Source organism: [Mycobacterium] fortunisiensis (assembly GCF_019050325.1).
Classification (GTDB): domain Bacteria; phylum Actinomycetota; class Actinomycetes; order Mycobacteriales; family Mycobacteriaceae; genus Mycobacterium; species Mycobacterium fortunisiensis.
This window is the reverse complement of the sequence record NZ_VOMB01000002.1, coordinates 304,857-324,909: the sequence shown is the minus strand read 5'-3', so window position 1 is coordinate 324,909 and position 20,053 is coordinate 304,857. Positions and strand designations below refer to the sequence as shown.

The following is a 20,053-nucleotide window of genomic DNA, read 5'->3' as shown; positions in this document are numbered from 1 at the left end:
GCCACACTACCGACGGGCGGTGGCTCACTTGGCCGGTGCGTAATTCGGCCGGCCCAGGCCCAGCGCCTGCTGGGCGATCATGTTGCGGAACACCTCCAGGGTGCCGCCGTAGATGCCGGTGGGGCCGGCCAACCGGAAGATGTACTCGGCGCCGCCGTCGCCGGCCGCCCCGGCCGCGTCGGTCGGCAAGGCCCCGGCCGGTCCGAGGATGTCCATCAGGTCCGGGGCCACGTCACGCATGGTCTGGGCGATCGCCACCCGGCCGTACATGTCCGGGCTGCTCATGGCGGCTTCCACCCGGGCGACCGCCCGGCCCAGCCGGTGGCGCGACGCCGCATCGTCGGGCGCCGCCGCCGCCACCCGGTCGACCGCCTCGGCGGTCAGCGTGATGTGCTCGGTCATCGTGGCCAGCTTCTGCAGACCGCGCGTCTCGCGTTCGAAGGTGCCGTGCTCGAGTTCGAGCGCACCCCGCAGCACGGTCCAGCCGCCGTTGACGTCACCGACGCGGTAGCGATCGTCGACCCGGACATCGCTGTAGAAGGTGATGTTGGTGCGGTCGCCGTCGACGGTCCGGATCGGTTGGATCTCCACCCCGGCCGAGTCCAGCGGCACCAGGAACATGGTCAGGCTCTTGTGCTTGGGCGCGGACGGGTCGGTGTTGGTCAGCAGGAACACGTACTGCGCATTGTGTGCGTTGGAGGTGAACATCTTGGAGCCATTGACAACCCAAGTTGATCCGTCCGCTTCCCGTACCGCGCGCGTCTTGCAGGTCGCGACGTCGGAGCCGCCCTCGGGTTCGGTGTAGCCCAGGCACAGCCGCAGCCGCCCGTCCAGGACACCGGGCAGCACCTCGTCGAGAAGCTCGGGCGAGGCGAACTTCTCCACGGTGTGGGCGACCATCGCCGTCGTCCCCCAGTGGAACCACGGGGTGTGGGCCCGGCCGACCTCCAGCTCCCAGATCCGGCGTCGGACCGCGCTGAACCCGCCGTCGGCCTCGGACCGGTAGTCGCCGGCCAGGTATCCCGCCTTGCCCAGGGCCAGATGTACTGTCTCGTCGAAGTTCTCGCCAGTCTCGCGATCGCGCTGGATCACCTCTTCGGTGACCACCTCGGCCAGGAATGCCCGCAGCTCAGCGCGGAAGGCCTGATCTTCCTCGGAGAGCTCGACGTGGGAGAAATCCATCAGGACACCGTGACACTTATCTCGTCATTTGTAAAGACGCCGTCGCGCCGGCGCAACAGCAGCAGCAGGGCTCCGCCGATGATCGCGCCACCACCGGCGAGGACCAGGAAGCCGTCAAAGCTGTTACTGGCGGCCAGCATCCGGCTCAGCACCACCGCACCGAGGGCCGATGACACGCCGATGGCGGCGGACAGGATGGACAGCACCGTGCTGTAGACACCCAGCGGGAAGTGGCGTGCCACCAGGTAGGCGATCACATCGCCCTCGGCTCCCCACGCGGCGCCCAGACAACAGACCGCGACGGTGAGCACCGCGATGTGGTTCCACGGCGATGCCACCAGCAGGCAGCCGAGACCCGGCAGCGCCATCGCCACCGCGGCCACCAGCTGGGCCGGCAACCGGTCGAGCGCCACCCCACAGACGAAGCGGCCCACGATGACGGCGGCGGCGAACACCGTGATGAGCACCGCGACGTCGCCACCGACCCCGGCGTCGCCCAGCATGATCCCGAGCTGGGTGGTGGTCACCGAGTGGTAGAGGTTGCACAGCAGCACGCCGGCCAACAGGAGCCAGAACACCCGGCTGCGGCCGATCGCTCGGTAATCCCTGCCCGCCTTACGTTCTCCCGCCGTGGGCAGATCGTCGCCGTTGCGCCTGGGAACGAGCAGCAGCGCGATGACGCCGACGATCGCGATGGTGACCGCGATGGCCAGGCAGCCGGCGCGCCAGCCGTAGCTGCGGTTGACCACGTCGAGGGCCGGGGCGCCGAGCGCGCCGAGCAACGGCGGCCCCGAGATCGCGATGGCCAGGGCCAGGCCGCGGGCAGCGTGGAAGCGGGTCGCGACCAGCCGGCTGTAGATCGCCGGTGTCGTCGTCACCCCGAGCCCGATGAGGACCACGTTGATCGCGAAGTACTGCCAGATCGGCCCGGACATCGTCGCGTAGCCGACCCAGCACAGCGGCAGGCCGACGACGCCGATGACCGCGACCCGGCGCACCCCGACCACGTCGGCGAGCCGCCCGTAGAACGGCAGGAACACGAAGGTGAGCAGCGTGATCGCCCCGGTCAGGGCAAAGTCCGAGCGGCTCCAGCCGAACGCGGCGAGGAACTGCGGGCCCATCGCGGCGTTCGTATAGGCGCTCAGGCTCAAGCCGGCACTGAGACCGGCCGTCGCGGCCGCCAGCGGTTGCCAGTTTGTCCGCAGCTCGCCGAGATAGCTCATGGCCCTCAGTGTGGTGTGGGATACACCCGTCCCGACAACTGGGCCGTCTGAAGCGAACGAGCACGGCCGAGGTGTCGTCTGTAAACTCCGGAGCGCCGTGGTGAACGGGAAGCCGGTCTGATGCCGGCGCGGCCCTCGCCACTGTAGCCGCCGAGTGCGGCGCCCCTCGGGCAGCGAAACACCGCTGCACGGCCACTGGGAGACCGGGAAGGTCGGGCGCTCGTGCGCTGACGCGGAAGCCAGGAGACCGGCCACGGCGCGCTATGTCCACGAGGGCTTGGAGAAGCATGACGCACGCTGCTGCCGTAATACCGGCTGCCGGGGTGGTGACCCGACGGCGATTCCTGGGCGCCGCCGCCGGGCTGAGCGGGGCGATCGCGCTCGGCGCGTGCGCACCGGCGGCGCCGGCGCGCTCGACGTTCACCGCGCTCTACGAAGGCGCCGGTTCCACGGAGTCCATCGATCCCGGCGTCGCGACCATGTTCGTCGACGAGGCCCGCATCAAACACGTCTACGACGGCTTGTTCGAGCCCGACTCGACCATGACGCCCGTGCCCAGGTTGGCCACCTCAGCCGAGCCCAACGCCGACGGCACCCGATGGCGGATCACGTTGCGTGAGGCCCGCTGGCATGACGGCAGCCCGCTGACCGCCGAGGACGTGTTGTTCACGTTCGCGCGCATTCTGGGCCGGCAGGCCGGCCCGTCCCCCTACATCGCCGCGTCGACACTGTCTCAGATCGATACCGGCGGCTGCCGGGCAATCGATCGTCGCACTGTCGAGATCGCGCTTGCCACACCGTCATTCGACTTGTCGACGCTCCTGGCCTCCTACGGCACCCGCATCGTCAAGAACGGCACCACCGATTTCTCCCACCCGATCGGCACCGGGGCGTTTCGTTTCGAGACATTCCGTCCCGGACGGGAATTCGTGGCCGCACGGTTCGACGACCACTGGGGCGAACCTCCACGCATCGAGGAACTGCGCGTTCTCAGTGCCGGCTCCGACGCCCGGGTGGCGGCATTGCGTGCCGGCCAGGCCGACTTCGCCGACAACCTGTCCCCCGGCGCGGTACGCACCCTGAACGACGCCGCTGACATCACGGTGGATGCGGCCCCCAACTCCGGCATCCTCTACTTCGCCATGAAGACAGACCGGGCGCCGTTCGCCCATCCCGACGTCCGACGCGCCTTGATGCACCTCGTCGATCGCCGACAACTCGTCACGGTCGCCCTCGAAGGCGCCGGGGAGGTGTCCGACGATGTCTTCGGCCGGGGATACCGTTATTACGCAGACGATTTGGCGCCGCACCGGCACGATCCCGGAAAGGCCCGCGATCTCCTCCGCCGCGCCGGCAGTTCTGACCTCGGCTTCGAACTCTTCGTCGCCCCGGTGGCGCACGGATTCGTCGAAGCCGCACACCTGTTCCGCGAGCAGGCTGCCGAGGCCGGCGTGACGGTTCGGGTCGTGGTGGGTTCCAAGGACACCTACTACACCGAGGCGCTGACCCGAGGCGACATGACGATGGGACAGTCCGGACCGTTGCCGATCCCCTACCATTTCGGGTCTCGGCTCTTGAGCAATGCCCCCAAGAGCTACACCCGATGGGCCGACCCGGAATTCGACGGACTATATCACCGGGCGCAGCTGACCCGGTCCGACGAACGGCGGGCCGCGCTCTACCACACCATGCACGAGATCCTGCACGACCGTGGCGGTTTCATCTTCTGGGCCACCACCCCCTGGCACACCGCCCACCGCGCCGGCTGGCAGGGCACACCGGCCGGGGTGCCGAACTCATTGGATTGGGCCCGTTTCGACGGCGTCGCGCCGGTATGACGATTCGAAGGAGTGACATGACCCTGACACCCGCTGTGGCCCGAGAGTGGTTGGACCGCTGGGACCGGCAGCAGGAGTATTACATGCCGGACCGTGAGGACCGCTTCGATGTCGTGATCGACATCGTGGAAGAGGTTGTCATGCGCCGTGATCCGCTGATCGTCGACCTCGGGATCGGCCCGGGATCGCTGGCGCACCGGCTCGTCGAGCGAATTCCCGGTGCCCGTGTCGTCGGGGTCGACGCCGATCCGCTGCTGATCGGCCTGGGCGTCGCGGCGCGGACCGACGACCGGATCCGCACGGTGCTGACCGATCTGCGGGAGCCGGGGTGGTTCGATCTTCTCGGCCTCGACCGTGCGCCCGATGCCTACGTCAGCTCGACGGCGCTGCACTGGATGAACCGTGAGCCGCTGCGCACCGTTCTGCATCAATGCGGTGAAACCATCGCCGCCGGCGGCGTTTTCGTCGATGCCGACCATTTGTACGAGGGCGAACGCGGGCCGAGGCTCGACGAGGTGGCCCGGGCCCTGACGGTCCGTCGGGCCGAGCGGCGCGCGAGCCGCCGTGGGGAGGATTGGGAGCAGTGGTGGGCTGCGGTCGAATCCGCTCCCGAGCTCACCGAGCTGGTGCGCGAGCGCAACGGCGGTTTCGTGCACGTGGTCGACGACCGGCCGTCGGTGCACGACTACCTCGAGTTCCTGCGCACCGGTGGCTTCCGTGAAGCCGGAATACTGTGGCAGATGGGCGATGACCGAGTGATCGCCGGGCTCGCGTAGCCCGGATGACACGGTGGCCAGGGATCTGGCGTTTCACGGTTCGACGGCTGCTGATCGGCCTCGGGCAGGTGGCGATCCTGCTCGGCCTGATCTTCGCACTGTCCCTCCTGATGCCGGGCGACGCCGCCGACGTGCAGAGCACCGATCTGACCACAGACGCGCAGCGTGACCGGACCAGGGCGGCGCTCGGTCTGGATGTCGCCCCGGTGCAACGGTTTCTCGGTTGGGCCGGACGTGCCTTGACCGGTGACCTCGGCACCTCCTATGCGCGCGGAGAACCGGTCAGCTCGGTGATCGCGGAGCCGCTTCTGGTATCGACCGTGTTGGCGATCCTCACCACGCTGTTGCTGATCCCGGTCGGATTCGGCGCCGGTTTCGCCGCGGGCCTGCGGCCGGGTTCGATGCGCGACCGCATCATCACCACGGTCAGCATCGGCCTGGACTCGATCCCCGATTTCGTGCTGGCGGTGGTGTTGATCGCGTACCTGGCAATCGGATGGCGGTTGTTTCCCGCCACATTCGTCGGTGTGGACGCGGCGAAGATGATGCTGCATCCCACGCACCTGGTGTTGCCGTTGACGGTGATGGTCGCCCGGGTCGGCGCACCGCTGGTCCGATTGGTGCGGGCCGGGGTGATCGACACCATGACGGCGCCGTACATCGTCCAGGCCCGCCGGCACGGCGTGCCCCGGCGCTCGCTGCTGTTACGCCACGTCGCGCCCAACGCACTCGCCCCGGCGATGCAGGACCTCGGCCGCACCGGCGACAGCCTGCTCTCGGGTGTGCTCGTGGTGGAGGCCATCTTCGTCATGCCCGGGGTGGCGACGACTCTGCTGGACGCCATCGGCAACCGCGACCAACCCGTGATACTCGCCGTCCTGCTGATCACCGGCCTGGCCGCCATCGCTGTCAACGGCCTCATCGACCTTGCCGGCGCCCGCATGGTGCCCAGCCGGGCCGGGACATGATGCGGCGCAGGCCCACTCGGTTCACCCGTCCGCTGGCAAGCGCACTGGTGGCGATCCCGGTCGCGACGGCACTCCTCGGGCCGTTCGTCGCCCGGTATGCACCCGCGGCACCCCAGGCCCCGTTCGGGCCCTCGGACTGGTCATGCTTCGGCACCGACCGGCTGGGCCGTGACGTGCTGGCCGCCGTGTTGACCGGCGGCAGACCCATGCTGCTGACCGTCGTGCTCACCGTCGCCGCCGCGTACGCGGCCGGGTTCGTCCTCGGCATCGTCGCGGCGGCGGCACGCCGCCCGTGGATGGAGGACGCGATCATGCGGCCGATCGACGTGTTGCTGTGCCTGCCCGTCCTCCTGGTCGTCATGGTGGCCGCGCTGCGGTCGGACGGTTCGGGCCTGGCGATTGCCGTGGCGGTCGGCTTCATGTTGGTCGCGCCGATCACCCGCTTCGTTCGGATGGCTGCCCGCAGGGTCGTGCAGAGCCCGGCGATGGAAGCCCTGCGGATGCAGGGCGCGACGGCCGGCGAACGCTACATCGGCTATGCCTTACGGCATCTCGCCAGGCCGGTGGTGGCCGACGTGGGCGTCCGGTTGATGGCGGCCATCTATGTGCTGGCATCGGCGAACTTCCTGGGTATCGGCTTCGACACCACCTCGACCGACTGGGCGGTGTCGGTGGCGGCCAACAAGGATGGCTTGTCCACCGCGCCATGGTCGGTGTATCTGCCCGCGACGCTGATCGTGTCTCTGGTGCTCGGGCTCAACCTGTTCTGCGATGCGATCCTGGCCGATCCCACCCGGCGTGACCTGCTCAGGACGCACCGTGACTGAACAGCAGGCGCTGGTGGTCCGCGACCTTCGGGTGACCGTGGGCCCGCATCGCCTGGTCGAGGCGGTGGATCTCGACGTACCCGCGGGCACCATCACCACCCTCGTCGGCCCATCTGGCGCGGGTAAATCGACGATCGCCGCCGCCATCGCCGGGACCTCACCTCCGACACACCGCGTCGACGGTTTCATCGCATGTCCCGGCACAATCGGCTATCTGCCACAGGACGCGGCGGCGACACTGAATCCAGCTCGCCGGATTGGCTCGGCGCTCGGCGAACTCGCTGTCCTGCACGGTGATCCGCCCGCACTCGGGTCCGGGCGGGCCCGGTGGAAACGGGAGCGGGTGGCCGAGCTGTTGCGGCAGGCCGCTTTTCCGGCCGGACTTGCGTGCCATCGCCGCTACCCGTTCGAGTTTTCCGGTGGCCAGCGGGTGCGCCTGGCACTTGCCGCGGTGCTGGCCGTCGAGCCGCAGGTGCTTGTGCTCGACGAACCTACCGCCGGCCTCGACCCGGCGAGCCGCGATGCGTTGGTGGCCGTGCTGGACGAATTGCGCCGCCGCGGGCGCACGATCCTGCTCGTCACCCATGACGATGCGGTGGCCACCGACCTGTCCGATCGCGTCGTGGGTGTCCACGAGGGGCGGCTCCGGGCCACCGGGGCCGCGCCCGCCCCGCCGCGGCCGCTCGCCGAGAAGGGTCGGCATGGCGATCTGCTGCTGGAGGTCAGGGGCGTCGCGGTGCGGCGTGACGGCTCCGATCTCCTGCGCGACACAACGTTTCACGCCCGGGCCGGTGAACTCATCGCCGTGGTCGGCGCATCGGGTGCGGGCAAGACGACGTTGACCCGCGCCATCGCCGGCCTGGAGCGGCCCACATCCGGCGCGGTCGTGGTCGACGGTGAGCACTATCCGCCGCTGCGGTCACGTAGCTGTCGACAGTTGGCCGCGGTCCAGTACGTGTGGCAGGAGACCCGGGAGACCTTCGACCGCACCCGGCCGGTACTGGACCAGGTGGCGCGCACCGCCGTACGGTTGCGCGGCCTACCGCGTCACCAGGCCCGCAGCGAGGCCCGCACCGAACTGCGTTCCCTCGGACTCACCGCCGAACAGGCCCTGCGGGTTCCCGACGACCTCTCCGGCGGCCAGCTCCGCAGGGCGGCCCTGGCCCGGGCGTTGCTCGCCCATCCCACGGTGCTGCTGTGCGACGAACCGACCACGGGACTGGATCCGGGCACCGCGGAGCGGATACTCGAACGTCTCGACACACACCGCCGCACACACCGCGCCGCGGTGTTGCTGTGCACCCACGACCTTCCCGCGGTCGCTGCCCGTGCCGACCGGGTCTTCACCATCGAGAACCCGCCGCCCACAGTGGGCTAACCGGTGGTCACCGGGATGGCAGCCGTGTCGTCGTCCGACCGGGGTGGGCGTCGCGACACCGGCTTGCGAAAGTGGTTGTCCCCACGGGGGTAAACCACCTGTGGCCACCAGAACCACCGGCCCAACAGGGTGGCGATCGACGGCATCAGCAGCGATCGCACGATCAGGGTGTCCAGCAGCAGGCCGATGGCGATCGTCGAGCCCATCTGGGCCAGCACGATCAGGTCGCTGCCCAGCATCGCGGCCATGGTCGCCGCGAACACCATGCCCGCCGACGTCACCACCCCACCGGTGCCACCCATCGAGCGGATGATGCCGGTCTTGAGGCCCGCGTGGATCTCCTCCTTGAAGCGTGAGACCAGCAGCAGGTTGTAGTCCGAGCCGACGGCCAACAGGATGATCACCGACATCAACATGACGAGCCAGTGCACGTGGACGCCGAACAGGTCCTGCCACAACAGCACCGAGATCCCGAACGATGCCGCGATCGAACTGGCCGCGGTGCCGACGATGACCAGAGCGGCCACCGCGCTGCGGGTCAGGATGAGCATGATCATGAAGATCAGGGTCAGCGCCGACACCACCGCGATCATCAGGTCGTAACGGGCGCCGTCGCTCATGTCCTTGTAGGTGGCCGCGACACCGCCGAGATAGATCTTGGCGTTCGACAGCGAGGACATCTTCAGGCCCTCCTGCGCGGCGAGGCGCTCGTCATCGACCCGCGCGATCCCCTCCGGTGTCGCCGGGTCGGTCTGATGGGTGATGAACATTCGCGCCGACTTGCCGTCGGGCGAGAGGAACATCTTCAGACCGCGCTCGAAATCGGGGTTCGTGAATGCTTCGGGCGGCAGGTAGAACAGGTCGTCGTTCTTGGCCTCGTCGAAGCTCTGCCCCATCGCCAGGGCGGTGTCGTTCATCGCCTCCATCTGGTCGAGCAAGGCCTTCTGCGAGTTGTACGACGCCAGCGACAGATCCCGGCTGGTCTTCATCGAGGCGATCGTCTGCGGCAGCAGTTCGGTCAATTTCGGTGCCAGATCAGCCAATTCGTTGGTGTTGACCTGAACCGAGGCGGTTTTGTCGGTCAGCTCATCGATCACGTCGAGCGAATCGAAGACCGACCTCGTCGCGGCGCACATCGGGATGTCGAAGCAGTGCGGCTCCCAGTACAGGTAGTTGCGCAGCGGCCGGAACTGGTCGTCGAAGTCGGCGATGTTGTCCCGCATCTTCTTGGTGACCTCGAGCAGCTCCTGCGACTTGGCCGCGGAGTCCTCGGTGAGTTGGGTCTGCTGCAGCGACAGCTGGTACTGCTGCTCCAGGATGCTGATCGATTCGTTGGTCGCGTCGACCATCCTGAGCTGGTCGGCCAGTTGCTCGCGCTGGAACGGCAGGTTCAGGTTGCTGGTCTGTCCCTGGATCGCGGTCTGGAACGGAATGGAGCTGTGCTGGATGGGAATTCCCAGCGGACGGGTGATGCTCTGCACCATCGCGATGCCATGCGTCCGCAACACGTTCTTGGCCACCCGGTCCAGCACCAGCATGTCGGCCGGATTGCGCATGTCGTGGTCGGCCTCGACCATGAGGATGTCCGGATTCATCCGGGCCTGGGTGAAATGCCGGTCGGCTGCGGCGAATCCGACGTTCACCGGTGCCTCGGTCGGCAGATACCAGCGGTCGTTGTAGGCGGGCTTGTAGCCGGGGACGGCGACCACGCCGATGAGGACCACGAACGAGCTGGCCACCAGGATCGGGGCCGGCCAGCGCACCACGGCGGTCCCGACCTTGTACCAGAACCGGCCCTTGGCAGGCCTTTTCGCCTCGTACAGGCCGACCTTGCTGCCCAGGAACAGCACTGCCGGGCCCATGGTGACCGCGGACGCGATGACCACCAGCATGCCGATCGCCACCGGTGCACCCATGGTGCTGAAGTACGGCAGCCGGGCGAAGCTCAGGCAGTAGGTCGCGCCGGCGATCGTCAGCCCCGAGCCGATGATGACCGGCGACACCGACGTGAACGTGGTGTAGTAGGCGGTTTCGCGGTCCTCGCCTGCACCGCGCGCCTCGCGATAGCGGCCGAACAGGAAGATGCCGTAATCGGTGGCGGCCGCGATGGCCAGCATGGTGAGGATGTTGCCGGCAAAGGTCGTCAGGCCGAACACATCATGGACGGCCAGCACCGAGACCACGCCCCGCGAGGCCAGCAGGCCGACGCCGGTGAGCACCAACTGGATCAGGGTGGTACGGATCGATCGGTAGACGATCAGCAACATCACGGCGATGGCGATGAGGGTGAACAGCGTGATCTTGCCCAGGCTCGCGTTGCCGATGACGTGCATGTCGTTGGTCAGTGCGGCCGGGCCCGCGACGTAGGCCTTCACCCCGGCCGGCGCCGGCGTCTCCTCGATGACCTTGCGTACCGCCTCGACGCCTTCGTTGGCCAGCGTCTGGCCCTGTTCACCGGCCAGGTTGATCATCACGTAGGAGGCTTTGCCGTCGGCGCTCTGCGCTCCCGCGGCGGTCAGCGTGTCACCCCAGAAGTCCTGGATGTGCTGGATGTGCGCGGGGTCGTCGCGCAGCTTGCGGATCAGCTCGTCGTAGTAGTGGTGCGCGTCAGGGCCGAGCGCCCGGTCGCCCTCGACGACGATCATCACGGTGCTGTTGGAATCGAACTCCGTGAAGTTCGCCCCCATGCGTTTCATCGCGATCATCGACGGCGCGTCGGCCGGCGCCATCGGCGCGGAGTGCAACTCACCGACGATCTCGAGTTGTGGCGCGATCACGTTGACCACGACGGCGAAGGCGATCCAGAACAGGATCACCGGCACCGCGAGGATGCGCAGACTGTGGGCGAACAACGGGCGTTTGGGATGTGCGGGTGCGGAATTCGTCATGCGGACTTCACCAGGCAGTACGTCTGGGGTTTGGCCCCGTTGGCGGTTTTCTCCTCACGGACAATGTCGTTCACCGTGACGCGGCAGCCGATCTGATCTCCGTCGCCGAGTGCCATGAGATTGGCGCTGACGGTCGGCAGGGTGGTTTCCAGCCGGATCGACCACGGCAGGGTGGCGTCGACGTGGTGCACCTTGGCGTCCGGATCGAAATAGCTGATCTGGGCGGTGCTCCCGGGCGGACCGTACACGTCGTACACCAGGATTTTCGGGTTGAACTGGACGATCTCGATGCCGGCGCCGGCGTTGGCGTTGAGGTCTTCGGAGGCGAACATTCGATGCAGCCGGGAGACCACGAGGCCCGACACCGCCAAGACCACCACCAGAACCAACGGAATCCAGGCATGTTTCAGCACCCGAGCACCCCGACCAGGACTCACCGAATACCTCCAGGCGTTCACCCTGGACCCGCCACAAGGGACAACACTCCGGGCGACCGACGAATTAGTTCGAATAACTATGTACAGCGGGACAGAACCTTACACCCGCCGGTCGAGGTGCGCATTGTGGGCCTCGAAACTGTGATGCTGCTGTGAATTGCCGCAGAATCCAGCCTGACTCCCGACCTGTCCCCGGACCGCTACGCCGCCGTGCCGTTGCGCGGTGGACGATCGAGATAGCCTCGGGCAACTGCCATTTCGACGAGCCGGGACCGCAGGGCACGGCGGCCACGATGCAGCCGCGACATCACCGTGCCCACCGGGATCTGCAGAATCTCGGCGATCTCCCGGTACCGGAACTCCGCGACATCGGCGTAGTACACGACGATGCCCTGCGATTCCGGCAGTGCCCGCATCGCCTGGCGCACCTCGTCGTCACCCAACGCCTCGAGCGCGGCCAACTCGGCGGAGACCACCCCCAGCGGGAAGCGCGCGGCCACGTCGGCCAGCTGCGCGTCCGAGAGTGCGTCGGCGAACACCTCCTGCGGGCGACGCTGCGCCGTGCGGTAGGTGTTGATCCAGGTGTTGCTCAAAATCCGGAACAGCCAGGCCCGGATGTTCGTGCCGTCCTGGTACGTGTGAAAACTGCTGTACGCCTTGGTCATTGTCTCTTGCACGAGATCCTCGGCGTCGGCCGTGTTGCGCGCGTACCGACGCGCGGCCGCGTAGAGCTGGTCCACCAAGGGAAGCGCATCGCGCTCGAACCGAGCCGCCCGTCCGTCGTCGTTCATACCTGCAGCATCACATCTGAACATAACTTGAGGTCAAGCGATTTTCGGACACCTGGCCGCCGTCACCTTAGGCTCATCGGTTATGAACCGGCTCGATCGCTTCTTCGAGATCTCGGCCCGTGGCTCGTCCGTCTCCTCCGAGATCCGCGGTGGCGTAGTCACCTTCATCGCGATGGCCTACATCATCGTGCTGAATCCGGTTGTGCTGTCGGCCTCGGCCGACGTCGACGGCAACAAGCTCGAGTTCGCCCAGGTCTCGGCCACCACCTGTCTGGCCGCCGGCGCGATGACAATCCTGTTCGGGGTCATCGCGCGTCTGCCGTTTGCGTTCGCCGCGGGGCTGGGCATCAACTCGTTTCTGGCCACCACCGTGGTGGGCACCCTCACCTGGCCCGAGGCCATGGGCCTGGTGGTCATCGACGGCCTGATCATCGTGGCACTGGCGGCCAGCGGATTTCGCCGCCTGGTGTTCGACGCCGTGCCGATGCAACTCAAGCTGGCGATCACCGCGGGCATCGGGCTGTTCATTCTGTTCATCGGCCTGATCGACGCGGGATTCGTCGGCTCGACCGGCTTGCCCTCGCCTCCGGTCGGGCTCGGCACCGGCGGTGTCGGCTCGATCAACACCGTGCCCACCGTCGTCTTCGTCTTCACCCTGCTGCTCACCGGGATCCTGGTGGCCCGAAAAGTGCGCGGCGGCATCCTCATCGGGCTGGTGGCCGGCAGCGTCGTCGCGGTGATCGTCGAGGCCATCTGGCACCTCGGGTCCGCACAGGACAAGCCCGGCGGGTGGGGCCTGTCGGTGCCGACACTGTCGGGCTCGCCGTTCGCGCTGCCCGATCTGTCGCTGGTCGGCGAGGTCAGCATGGGCAGCTTCAGCCGGATCGGGGTGCTGGCCGCCATCATGCTGGTCTTCACCCTGGTGTTCGCCAACTTCTTCGACGCCATGGGCACCATGACCGGGCTGTCACGGGAGGCCGGGTTGTCCGATGCCCAGGGCAACTTCCCCCGCCTGAAATCAGCCCTGATCGTCGAAGGTGCCGGCGCGGTCGTCGGCGGATCGTCGTCGGCGTCGTCGAACACGGTCTTCATCGAATCCGGCGCCGGTATCGAGGAAGGTGCACGCACCGGGTTCGCCAACCTGATCACCGGGCTGCTGTTCCTGGCCGCGATGTTCGTCGCGCCGCTAGCCTCGATCGTGCCCACCGAGGTGGCTGCCGCGGCGTTGGTGATCGTCGGCGCGATGATGGTCTCGCAGCTACGCCACATCGACCTCTCGGAGTTCTCGGTGGCCCTGCCCGTGGTGCTTACCGTGGCCACCATGGCCTTCAGCTACTCCATCGCCAACGGCATCGGCGTCGGCTTCGTGGCCTGGGCCGTGCTGCGCTCGGCCGCCGGGAAGGCCCGCGAAGTCAGTCCGCTGCTGTGGATCGTGGCCGCCGGCTTCATCCTGTACTTCGCGCGCGGCTGGATCGAGTCGCTCATCGGCATGTGAATTGCGGGGTTGCGAACTGTTCGGTGTGGTGTGAGCAAATGTGATCGAATGTGTGTTTGATTGAGTGTGTGAAGTTGTCTGAGTGGGCGCGTGCGAATGGTGTGCGTCCGCAGACGGCGTACCGGTGGTTTCGTGAGGACCGGATGCCGGTGCCTGCTCGCCGCTTGGAGTTGGGGACGATCTGGGTCGATGCGCCAGAGTCTGGGCAATCTGGTCGCACAGTTGTCTATGCGCGGGTGTCCTCACATGATTAACGGCAGGATCTGGACCGGCGGGTTGCACGGTTGGCGGACTGGGCTACCTCGAATGGACATGTGGTCGGCGAAGTCGTAACCGAGGTCGGGTCAGGCTTGAACGGCAAGCGGCCGAAGTTGCGCAGGATTTTGTCGGACCCGTCTGCTTGGGTGGTGGTCGTGGAGCATCGGGGCCGGTTGGCGTGCTTGGGAGTGGGGCATCTCGAAGCCGTGTTGTGCGCCCAGGGCCGCAGGATCATCGTTGCCGATGCGGGCGAGACTGTCGATGATCTGGTGCGCGACATGATCGGGGTGCTGATCTCGATGTGTGCGCGCCTGTATGGGCGCGGTGGTGCGCGCAACCGGGCGATGCGAGCAGTGACCGCCACCAAACAGGCCGAGGTGGTTGCTGGTGGCTAGGTTCGAGATTCCGGCGGGTTGGACGGCGCAGGCGTATCGGTTTGCGTTGGATCCGACACCAACACAGTTGCGCGGGTTGGTGTCTCATGCTGGTGCGGCGCGTTTCGCGCACAATCACATGTTGGCGTTGGTGAAGGCGGTGGCCGATCAGCGGGCCGCCGAGCGCAGCTACGGTGTGCCTGAAGCAGAGTTGACGCCGGTGTTGGGGTGGTCGTTGCCGGCGCTGCGCAAGGTGTGGAATCAGCGCAAGCACACCGCGGCGCCGTGGTGGGCCGAGAATTCCAAGGAGGCCTACAACACCGGCCTGGACGGGCTGGCCCGCGGGTTGGACGCCTGGTCGTCGTCGCGGCAGGGTCGGCGTGCCGGTCAGGCGGTCGGGTTTCCCCGGTTCAAGTCCGCCCGCACACCCAAAGCGGTGCGGTTCACCACCGGGGTGATCCGGATCGAGGCGGACCGTCGCCACATCACCTTGCCGCGGCTGGGTGCGGTCCGCACGCATGAATCGACCCGTAAGTTGGCTCGCCGCATCGAGGCCGGGTCGGCACGGATCTTGTCGGCCACCGTGCGCCAAGACAGTGCCGGGCGCTGGCACTGCGCCCTGCAGGTCATCGTCGAAGCCAAGGCGCGGCCCGCGCACGCGCGCCGGTCAGCGCATCCGGTGGTGGGTGTCGATGTCGGGGTCAAAGCCGACAGCTTGTTGGTGGTGGCCACCCCCGATGGGCGTGAGCTCGCCCGGGTCCCGGCACCGAAGTCATTGACAGCGGCCCAATCCCGGTTGCGGGTACTGCAGCGGCGCGCGGCCCGCCAGCACGGCCCGTATGATCCGGCCACCAAGACCAGGCGAACACCGTCGAAGCGGTGGCGGGCCACCCAGGCCCGGATCGGCCGCACCCATGCTCATGCCGCGGCGGTGCGCCGTGACGTGCTGCACAAGGCCACCACCGTCCTAGCCCAGTCCCACGATGTGGTGGTAGTCGAAACCTTGAATGCCGCGGGGATGCGCGCCAAGGGAGGCGCCCGCAAGCGGGGTCTGAATCGCGCGCTGGCTGATGCTGCTCTGGCCGAGATCCGTCGCATGCTCGGTTACAAAACACGGTGGTACAGTTCTCATTTGGTGGCGGCCGACCGATTTTTTCCGTCATCGAAGACATGCACGGCCTGTGGGAGGCGAAAGTCAAACCTCACCCTGGCCGACCGGATCTTCGAATGCGACGGCTGCGGTATGCGCATCGATCGTGATCTGGGTGCTGCGATCAATCTCGCCCGACTCGGCGAACCCACACCAACTGTGGGTGAACAGAGTCCCGCCGGGAGTGGCCCGGCGCCAGGACGTGGAGCCACGCGTGAGACCGACCCCGCGTCAGCGGGGGACGCAGCCGGCGATGAAACGTCAACCCCGCACCACCACACGGTGGATCAGACGGGGACCGCCTCACCGCAAGGCGAGGCTGCCTGATGAACACGCGAACTCACATTCGCTCACCAAAGGGCAACGGCCGGTAGCCTTCACGACCATGGGGATGATTGCGCCGATGAGCCGCTTGCGCGAAGAGAGACTGCCATGAGCGCAGGCCTGTTCGGCTTGCTCGACGACGTCGCCGCGCTGGCGCGACTGGCGGCGGCCTCGATCGACGACATCGGCGCGGCCACCGGGAAGGCGACCGCCAAGGCCGCCGGCGTGGTGATCGATGACACCGCGGTGACCCCGCAGTACGTGCACGGCATCACCGCCGACCGCGAACTTCCGGTCATCAAGCGCATCGCCATCGGATCGCTGCGCAACAAGATCGTGTTCATCCTGCCCGCGGCGTTGCTGCTGAGCCAGTTCGCGCCATGGCTGCTGACCCCGATCCTGATGCTGGGCGCCACGTACCTGTGCTACGAGGGCGCCGAGAAGGTCTGGGGCCGTTTCACCGGCCACGGCGGGCACAGCGCGGGCCATGACGAGCCCACCACCGCAGTGGGGGGCGACGCCGAGAAATTCATGGTGACCGGGGCGATCCGGACCGATTTCATCCTGTCCGCCGAGATCATGGTGATCGCCCTCAACGAAGTCGCCAACCAGTCGTTTTTGCCCCGGCTCATCATCCTGGTGATCGTCGCGCTGGTGATCACCGCCGTGGTGTACGGCGTGGTCGCCGGCATCGTGAAGATGGACGACATCGGGTTGCTGCTGGCGCAACGCACGTCGACGGTGGCACAGAAGATCGGCCGTGCCCTGGTGGCCGGCATGCCCAAGCTGCTCTCGGCGCTGTCGACGATCGGCACGGTCGCGATGCTCTGGGTCGGTGGCCACATCCTGTTGGTCGGCACCGACACCCTGGGCTGGCACACGGTCTACGGCGCGGTCCATCACGCCGAAGAGTGGGTGCACCACGGCGTGGGCGATGCCCTCGGCGGGGTGCTGGGCTGGCTGACCAACACCGCCGCGTCAGCCGTCATCGGCCTGTTGGTCGGCACCGTGGTCGTGGGCATCATGCACCTGCTGCCCTTCGGTAAGACGGCCAAGCACGACGAGAACGAGCACGACGCCGCCGCGTGACGATTTCTGCTTCGCTGCGCCCCGATTTCTGCTGCGGGGCGGTGAATCTCGCCCGGCGGGCGGCCGTTGAGGGGCAAACGGCAACAATCAGAGGCAAGTATTTTTTAGGTCAACGCGTTTCGACGTGCCATACTGGGCCCCGGACGTTTTTCGTACGTCCAGTTTGAACAATGAGAGAAGCAAAATATGGCACAGGGAACTGTGAAATGGTTCAACGGCGAAAAGGGCTTCGGCTTCATCGCCCCTGACGGCGGCGCAGCCGACGTCTTCGTTCACTACTCCGAGATCACCGGCAGCGGTTTTCGCTCGTTAGAAGAAAACCAGCGTGTCGAGTTCGAGATCACCCAGGGCGCCAAGGGCCCCCAGGCAACAGGAGTCACCGCGGTCTGACCGCCCCAAATCCTGAAGGTGGGCTGGTACGGATTTTTCCGTACCAGCCCATTCTTGCGTTTAGCCGGATACTCCGGCCGTCTCTGGGGTGGCCGTCGTGGCAGCTGCCTCCGCCAGCCATCTTGCCGATTCGGTCTGCGCGATGCGTAGTACGCGGTCCGCGGTGTCGAATATCGGGGTACCGCGCACCATGGCGTCCACCGGCATCCCGGCTGCGCAACGCATGACAAGTGCACCGAGGTTGAGCGACGTCCGGCACGGCACGACGAGCAGTTTCACACTTCGTTCCCGGCCTGCCACCAGCATCAGACGCGGCCGGCCAACCTTCGTTCCCGGCACCGCCCGGCCGCCGGTCAGTATCGAGTCCAAGTCCAGCTGACCTTCGGCAGGCGACCAGTTGACGCGAATATCCACGACCTCGCCCAATGTCCGGTGCAGAACCTCGACCAGTTCGGGCAGTTCACTGGCCACCGAGCCGGTGTGCGGCCACCAGGCCCCGTCGATGTGCACACCCGATTGTCTGGCCAGGGCCAGCCGCACCGGGCTGGCCAGCCGCCGCGTACCGGTCAGGCCGTTCACGGCGACCACGGCGCATCGGCACGGGGCCGTGTCGTGGGCCGATCCGAGAAAATCAACCGTGGCGCCGGAGTGCCCGGGTTCTCGATGCGCGGCACCGGCTGTTGGCGTTCAGGGTGTGAAAAAAGTTCGGACGATTCCATAAAGTGTCCTTGAGCGTGTGGTATTACCGCACTGATAGAGGAGAGCAGGTGACAAACGATCACCGGCTGACCGTTCAACACCCGATTGATGTATCTGGTCCACCCCTGAATCTACACCCCCGAAGAATCCGCTGGGCGCTACGCCCCATATCGGGCTGAGCGAAATCCTTGGGTTCGCGCCCGAACCGTTCGACAATCGTCAGGTGCGGTGTCCGACGCTGCCATCGACCGGACACCGTACCGACCCCACTACGGGCGAAAAGCCCAGTGCGGCTGAGGGATTGCACGTTATGGGCTCAGGGCGGTCTGCGCGGCACCCCGGGCGCTGGAAGGATTGCGGTGCGGCCGATGGCCGCCCAGGACAGGAGGAGACGGTGCCACATCCCGTGTTGAAGGTTCTCGTTCCCGACGACCTCGGTGTGAAGATTCTGGATTCCGCACCGGGGCTGGACGCGGTTCGCTACCAAGCCGGTGAGCCGTGGCCGGTCACCCACCGCGACGCGCCGGTGGTCGTGGTCGGGCCCGGCGGCGCGGGACGGGTCGGCACGCGGCTCGCCGAGCTCCCCGAGTTACGCCTGGTGCAGACCCTCAGCGCCGGCTACGAGCAGTGGGTGCCGCATCTGCCGGACGGCGTCGCATTGGCCAATGCACGTGGGGCACACGGCGGTTCGTCTGCGGAATGGGTGGTGGCCGTGCTGCTGACCATCTACCGCGACCTGTGGCGGTTCAAAGACCTGCAGTCCCAAGGAATCTGGTCTGCCAAGGAGACCGACACCCTGATCGGCAAGCGCGTGCTGATCCTGGGTGCGGGGGATCTGGCTGTCAATCTCGCAGCCCGGCTGGCGCCGTTCGAGGTCGACGTGACGCTCGTCGGACGCCACGCCCGGGCAGGTGTGCACGCGATGAGTGAAATCGAGGACCTGCTGCCGAGCGCCGACGCTGTCGTCGCGATGCTGCCCGCCGACGAATCGACCTACCACATCATCGATTCCGGCTTCCTGGCCCAATTGCGGGACGGCACAGTGGTGGTCAACGTCGGCCGAGGTCCGGCAGTGGACCCCGACGCGTTGCTGGCCGAGCTGAGCTCGGGCCGGCTGCGCGCCGCTCTCGACGTCACCGAACCCGAACCGCTACCGGCCGGGCATCCGCTGTGGTCGGCACCGGGGCTGCTGCTCACCCCGCACGTCGCGGGCAGCACCAGCGGCGCATCCGAACGGGCCTGGCAGGTGGCACGTGATCAGATCACCGCCTACGCCGCGGGCCAGCGGCCACCGAATCTGGTGGTCGAGCCGGAACGCGGGACCTGACCCGGCGCTACTGCGCGCGGATCGCAGGCAGGATCAGGGTGTCGAGGACCTCCCTGACGAACTTCGCGTCGACGCGCTGCCCGCTGATCACCCGCATCAGGCCCATGCCGGTCAGCACGTCGGCGATCAGCGACCAGTTGCGGTCGGCCGAGATCTCCCCGCGGGCCGAGGCCCGCTGCAGGATCGTCGTCATCACCCGCCGGCCCTTGAGCAACGTCAACTCGTCGAGCGCCGAGCCGAGGTGTGGATCGTGGGTGGCCTCGACTGCCACGCGCAACACCAGGTCGTACGAGAAGACTTCCTCGTCGTCGTTGCGGGCGGCCAGCCGCACGATCTCGTCGAAATCGCCTTCCAGGGTGCCGGTGTCGGGTACGTCGTCGGTCATCAGGTCCGGCCGCCAGTACACGAGGGCGTCGGTGATCAACGCGGCCTTCGACGACCAGCGCCGGTAGATCGCCGCCTTGCCGACACCGGCGCGGGCGGCGATGTCGTTCATCGTGGTGTCGACATAACCGTTCTCGACCAGTGCGGCCAAGGCCGCATTGAGGATCGCCGGGTCACGTGTCCGGTCCAGCCGTCCATCGGTGCGCCGGCGCAGTTTCGACTCCGCGTCCACCGGATTCTCTTGGTCGCTCACCG

Annotated in this window: 17 protein-coding genes, 1 pseudogene and 1 riboswitch; of the genes and pseudogenes, 11 read left to right on the top strand and 7 right to left on the bottom strand. The window is 67.2% G+C overall.

Features of this window, described 5'->3' with window-relative positions; genetic code table 11:
• Nucleotides 1-24: 24 nt before the first annotated feature.
• Nucleotides 25-1,182 carry an acyl-CoA dehydrogenase family protein gene (locus FR943_RS01995; RefSeq protein ID WP_217154596.1) on the bottom strand — a complete coding sequence of 386 codons (1,158 nt, stop codon included), beginning with the start codon at nucleotides 1,180-1,182 and terminating at the stop codon, nucleotides 25-27.
• Complete coding sequence (locus FR943_RS01990; RefSeq protein WP_217154595.1) at nucleotides 1,182-2,405, bottom strand: MFS transporter; 1,224 nt, start codon at nucleotides 2,403-2,405, stop codon at nucleotides 1,182-1,184. The genes FR943_RS01995 and FR943_RS01990 overlap by 1 nt, the downstream gene beginning before the upstream one ends.
• An 81-nt stretch (nucleotides 2,406-2,486) precedes the next feature.
• A riboswitch (cobalamin riboswitch) is annotated at nucleotides 2,487-2,675 on the top strand.
• Nucleotides 2,676-2,692: 17 nt separating this feature from the next.
• Between FR943_RS01990 and FR943_RS01985 the strand changes: the two genes are divergently transcribed.
• The 5 genes from FR943_RS01985 to FR943_RS01965 are packed head-to-tail and all read left to right on the top strand — an operon-like array spanning nucleotide 2,693 to nucleotide 8,192.
• Nucleotides 2,693-4,243, top strand: coding sequence for an ABC transporter substrate-binding protein (locus tag FR943_RS01985; protein ID WP_217154594.1), 1,551 nt, complete (start codon nucleotides 2,693-2,695; stop codon nucleotides 4,241-4,243).
• 17 nt (nucleotides 4,244-4,260) lie between these two features.
• The gene (locus tag FR943_RS01980) at nucleotides 4,261-5,019 is read left to right on the top strand and encodes a class I SAM-dependent methyltransferase (protein ID WP_217154593.1); all 759 of its coding nucleotides are present in this window, start codon (nucleotides 4,261-4,263) and stop codon (nucleotides 5,017-5,019) included.
• 5 nt (nucleotides 5,020-5,024) lie between these two features.
• Nucleotides 5,025-5,987, top strand: coding sequence for an ABC transporter permease (locus tag FR943_RS01975; RefSeq protein ID WP_217154592.1), 963 nt, complete (start codon nucleotides 5,025-5,027; stop codon nucleotides 5,985-5,987).
• 47 nt (nucleotides 5,988-6,034) lie between these two features.
• Nucleotides 6,035-6,814: an ABC transporter permease gene (locus FR943_RS01970; protein WP_308170414.1), complete on the top strand. Its 780-nt coding sequence runs from the start codon at nucleotides 6,035-6,037 to the stop codon at nucleotides 6,812-6,814.
• Nucleotides 6,807-8,192 (top strand): ABC transporter ATP-binding protein, encoded by a 1,386-nt coding sequence (locus tag FR943_RS01965; protein ID WP_217154591.1) that lies wholly within the window; start codon nucleotides 6,807-6,809, stop codon nucleotides 8,190-8,192. Before FR943_RS01970 ends, FR943_RS01965 begins: the two co-directional genes overlap by 8 nt.
• On the opposite strand, the gene FR943_RS01960 is transcribed toward FR943_RS01965, so the two are convergent.
• The 3 genes from FR943_RS01960 to FR943_RS01950 all read right to left on the bottom strand — a co-directional run bounded on the left by FR943_RS01960 (nucleotide 8,189) and on the right by FR943_RS01950 (nucleotide 12,308).
• Nucleotides 8,189-11,080 carry an MMPL/RND family transporter gene (locus FR943_RS01960; protein WP_217154590.1) on the bottom strand — a complete coding sequence of 964 codons (2,892 nt, stop codon included), beginning with the start codon at nucleotides 11,078-11,080 and terminating at the stop codon, nucleotides 8,189-8,191. The genes FR943_RS01965 and FR943_RS01960 overlap by 4 nt on opposite strands.
• Nucleotides 11,077-11,493: an MmpS family transport accessory protein gene (locus tag FR943_RS01955; RefSeq protein ID WP_217154589.1), complete on the bottom strand. Its 417-nt coding sequence runs from the start codon at nucleotides 11,491-11,493 to the stop codon at nucleotides 11,077-11,079. The genes FR943_RS01960 and FR943_RS01955 overlap by 4 nt, the downstream gene beginning before the upstream one ends.
• 224 nt (nucleotides 11,494-11,717) lie before the next feature.
• Nucleotides 11,718-12,308 (bottom strand): sigma-70 family RNA polymerase sigma factor, encoded by a 591-nt coding sequence (locus FR943_RS01950; protein ID WP_217154588.1) that lies wholly within the window; start codon nucleotides 12,306-12,308, stop codon nucleotides 11,718-11,720.
• Nucleotides 12,309-12,390: 82 nt separating this feature from the next.
• Here FR943_RS01950 and FR943_RS01945 point away from each other — a divergent pair, with 82 nt between their 5' ends.
• The 5 genes and pseudogenes from FR943_RS01945 to FR943_RS01925 all read left to right on the top strand — a co-directional run bounded on the left by FR943_RS01945 (nucleotide 12,391) and on the right by FR943_RS01925 (nucleotide 17,388).
• A complete protein-coding gene (locus FR943_RS01945) occupies nucleotides 12,391-13,803 on the top strand; it encodes an NCS2 family permease (RefSeq protein WP_217154587.1) in 1,413 nt (470 codons plus the stop codon).
• A 68-nt stretch (nucleotides 13,804-13,871) separates the two neighbouring features.
• Nucleotides 13,872-14,456, top strand: a pseudogene (locus FR943_RS01940) (IS607 family transposase).
• Nucleotides 14,449-15,912 (top strand): IS607 family element RNA-guided endonuclease TnpB, encoded by a 1,464-nt coding sequence (gene tnpB / locus FR943_RS01935; protein WP_217154586.1) that lies wholly within the window; start codon nucleotides 14,449-14,451, stop codon nucleotides 15,910-15,912. Before FR943_RS01940 ends, tnpB begins: the two are co-directional and overlap by 8 nt.
• Before the next feature lie 105 nt (nucleotides 15,913-16,017).
• Nucleotides 16,018-16,998 carry a DUF808 domain-containing protein gene (locus FR943_RS01930; protein WP_217154585.1) on the top strand — a complete coding sequence of 327 codons (981 nt, stop codon included), beginning with the start codon at nucleotides 16,018-16,020 and terminating at the stop codon, nucleotides 16,996-16,998.
• Between the two features lie 186 nt (nucleotides 16,999-17,184).
• A complete protein-coding gene (locus tag FR943_RS01925) occupies nucleotides 17,185-17,388 on the top strand; it encodes a cold-shock protein (RefSeq protein ID WP_217154584.1) in 204 nt (67 codons plus the stop codon).
• Nucleotides 17,389-17,448: 60 nt separating this feature from the next.
• Here FR943_RS01925 and FR943_RS01920 read toward each other — a convergent pair whose 3' ends face one another.
• A complete protein-coding gene (locus FR943_RS01920; protein ID WP_217154758.1) occupies nucleotides 17,449-17,967 on the bottom strand; it encodes a DUF5994 family protein in 519 nt (172 codons plus the stop codon).
• 514 nt (nucleotides 17,968-18,481) lie between these two features.
• Between FR943_RS01920 and FR943_RS01915 the strand changes: the two genes are divergently transcribed.
• Nucleotides 18,482-19,414, top strand: a complete 933-nt coding sequence (locus tag FR943_RS01915; RefSeq protein WP_308170413.1) for a 2-hydroxyacid dehydrogenase — start codon at nucleotides 18,482-18,484, stop codon at nucleotides 19,412-19,414.
• Between the two features lie 7 nt (nucleotides 19,415-19,421).
• On the opposite strand, the gene FR943_RS01910 is transcribed toward FR943_RS01915, so the two are convergent.
• Nucleotides 19,422-20,051, bottom strand: a complete 630-nt coding sequence (locus FR943_RS01910) for a TetR/AcrR family transcriptional regulator (RefSeq protein ID WP_217154582.1) — start codon at nucleotides 20,049-20,051, stop codon at nucleotides 19,422-19,424.
• Between the last annotated feature and the right edge of the window lie 2 nt (nucleotides 20,052-20,053).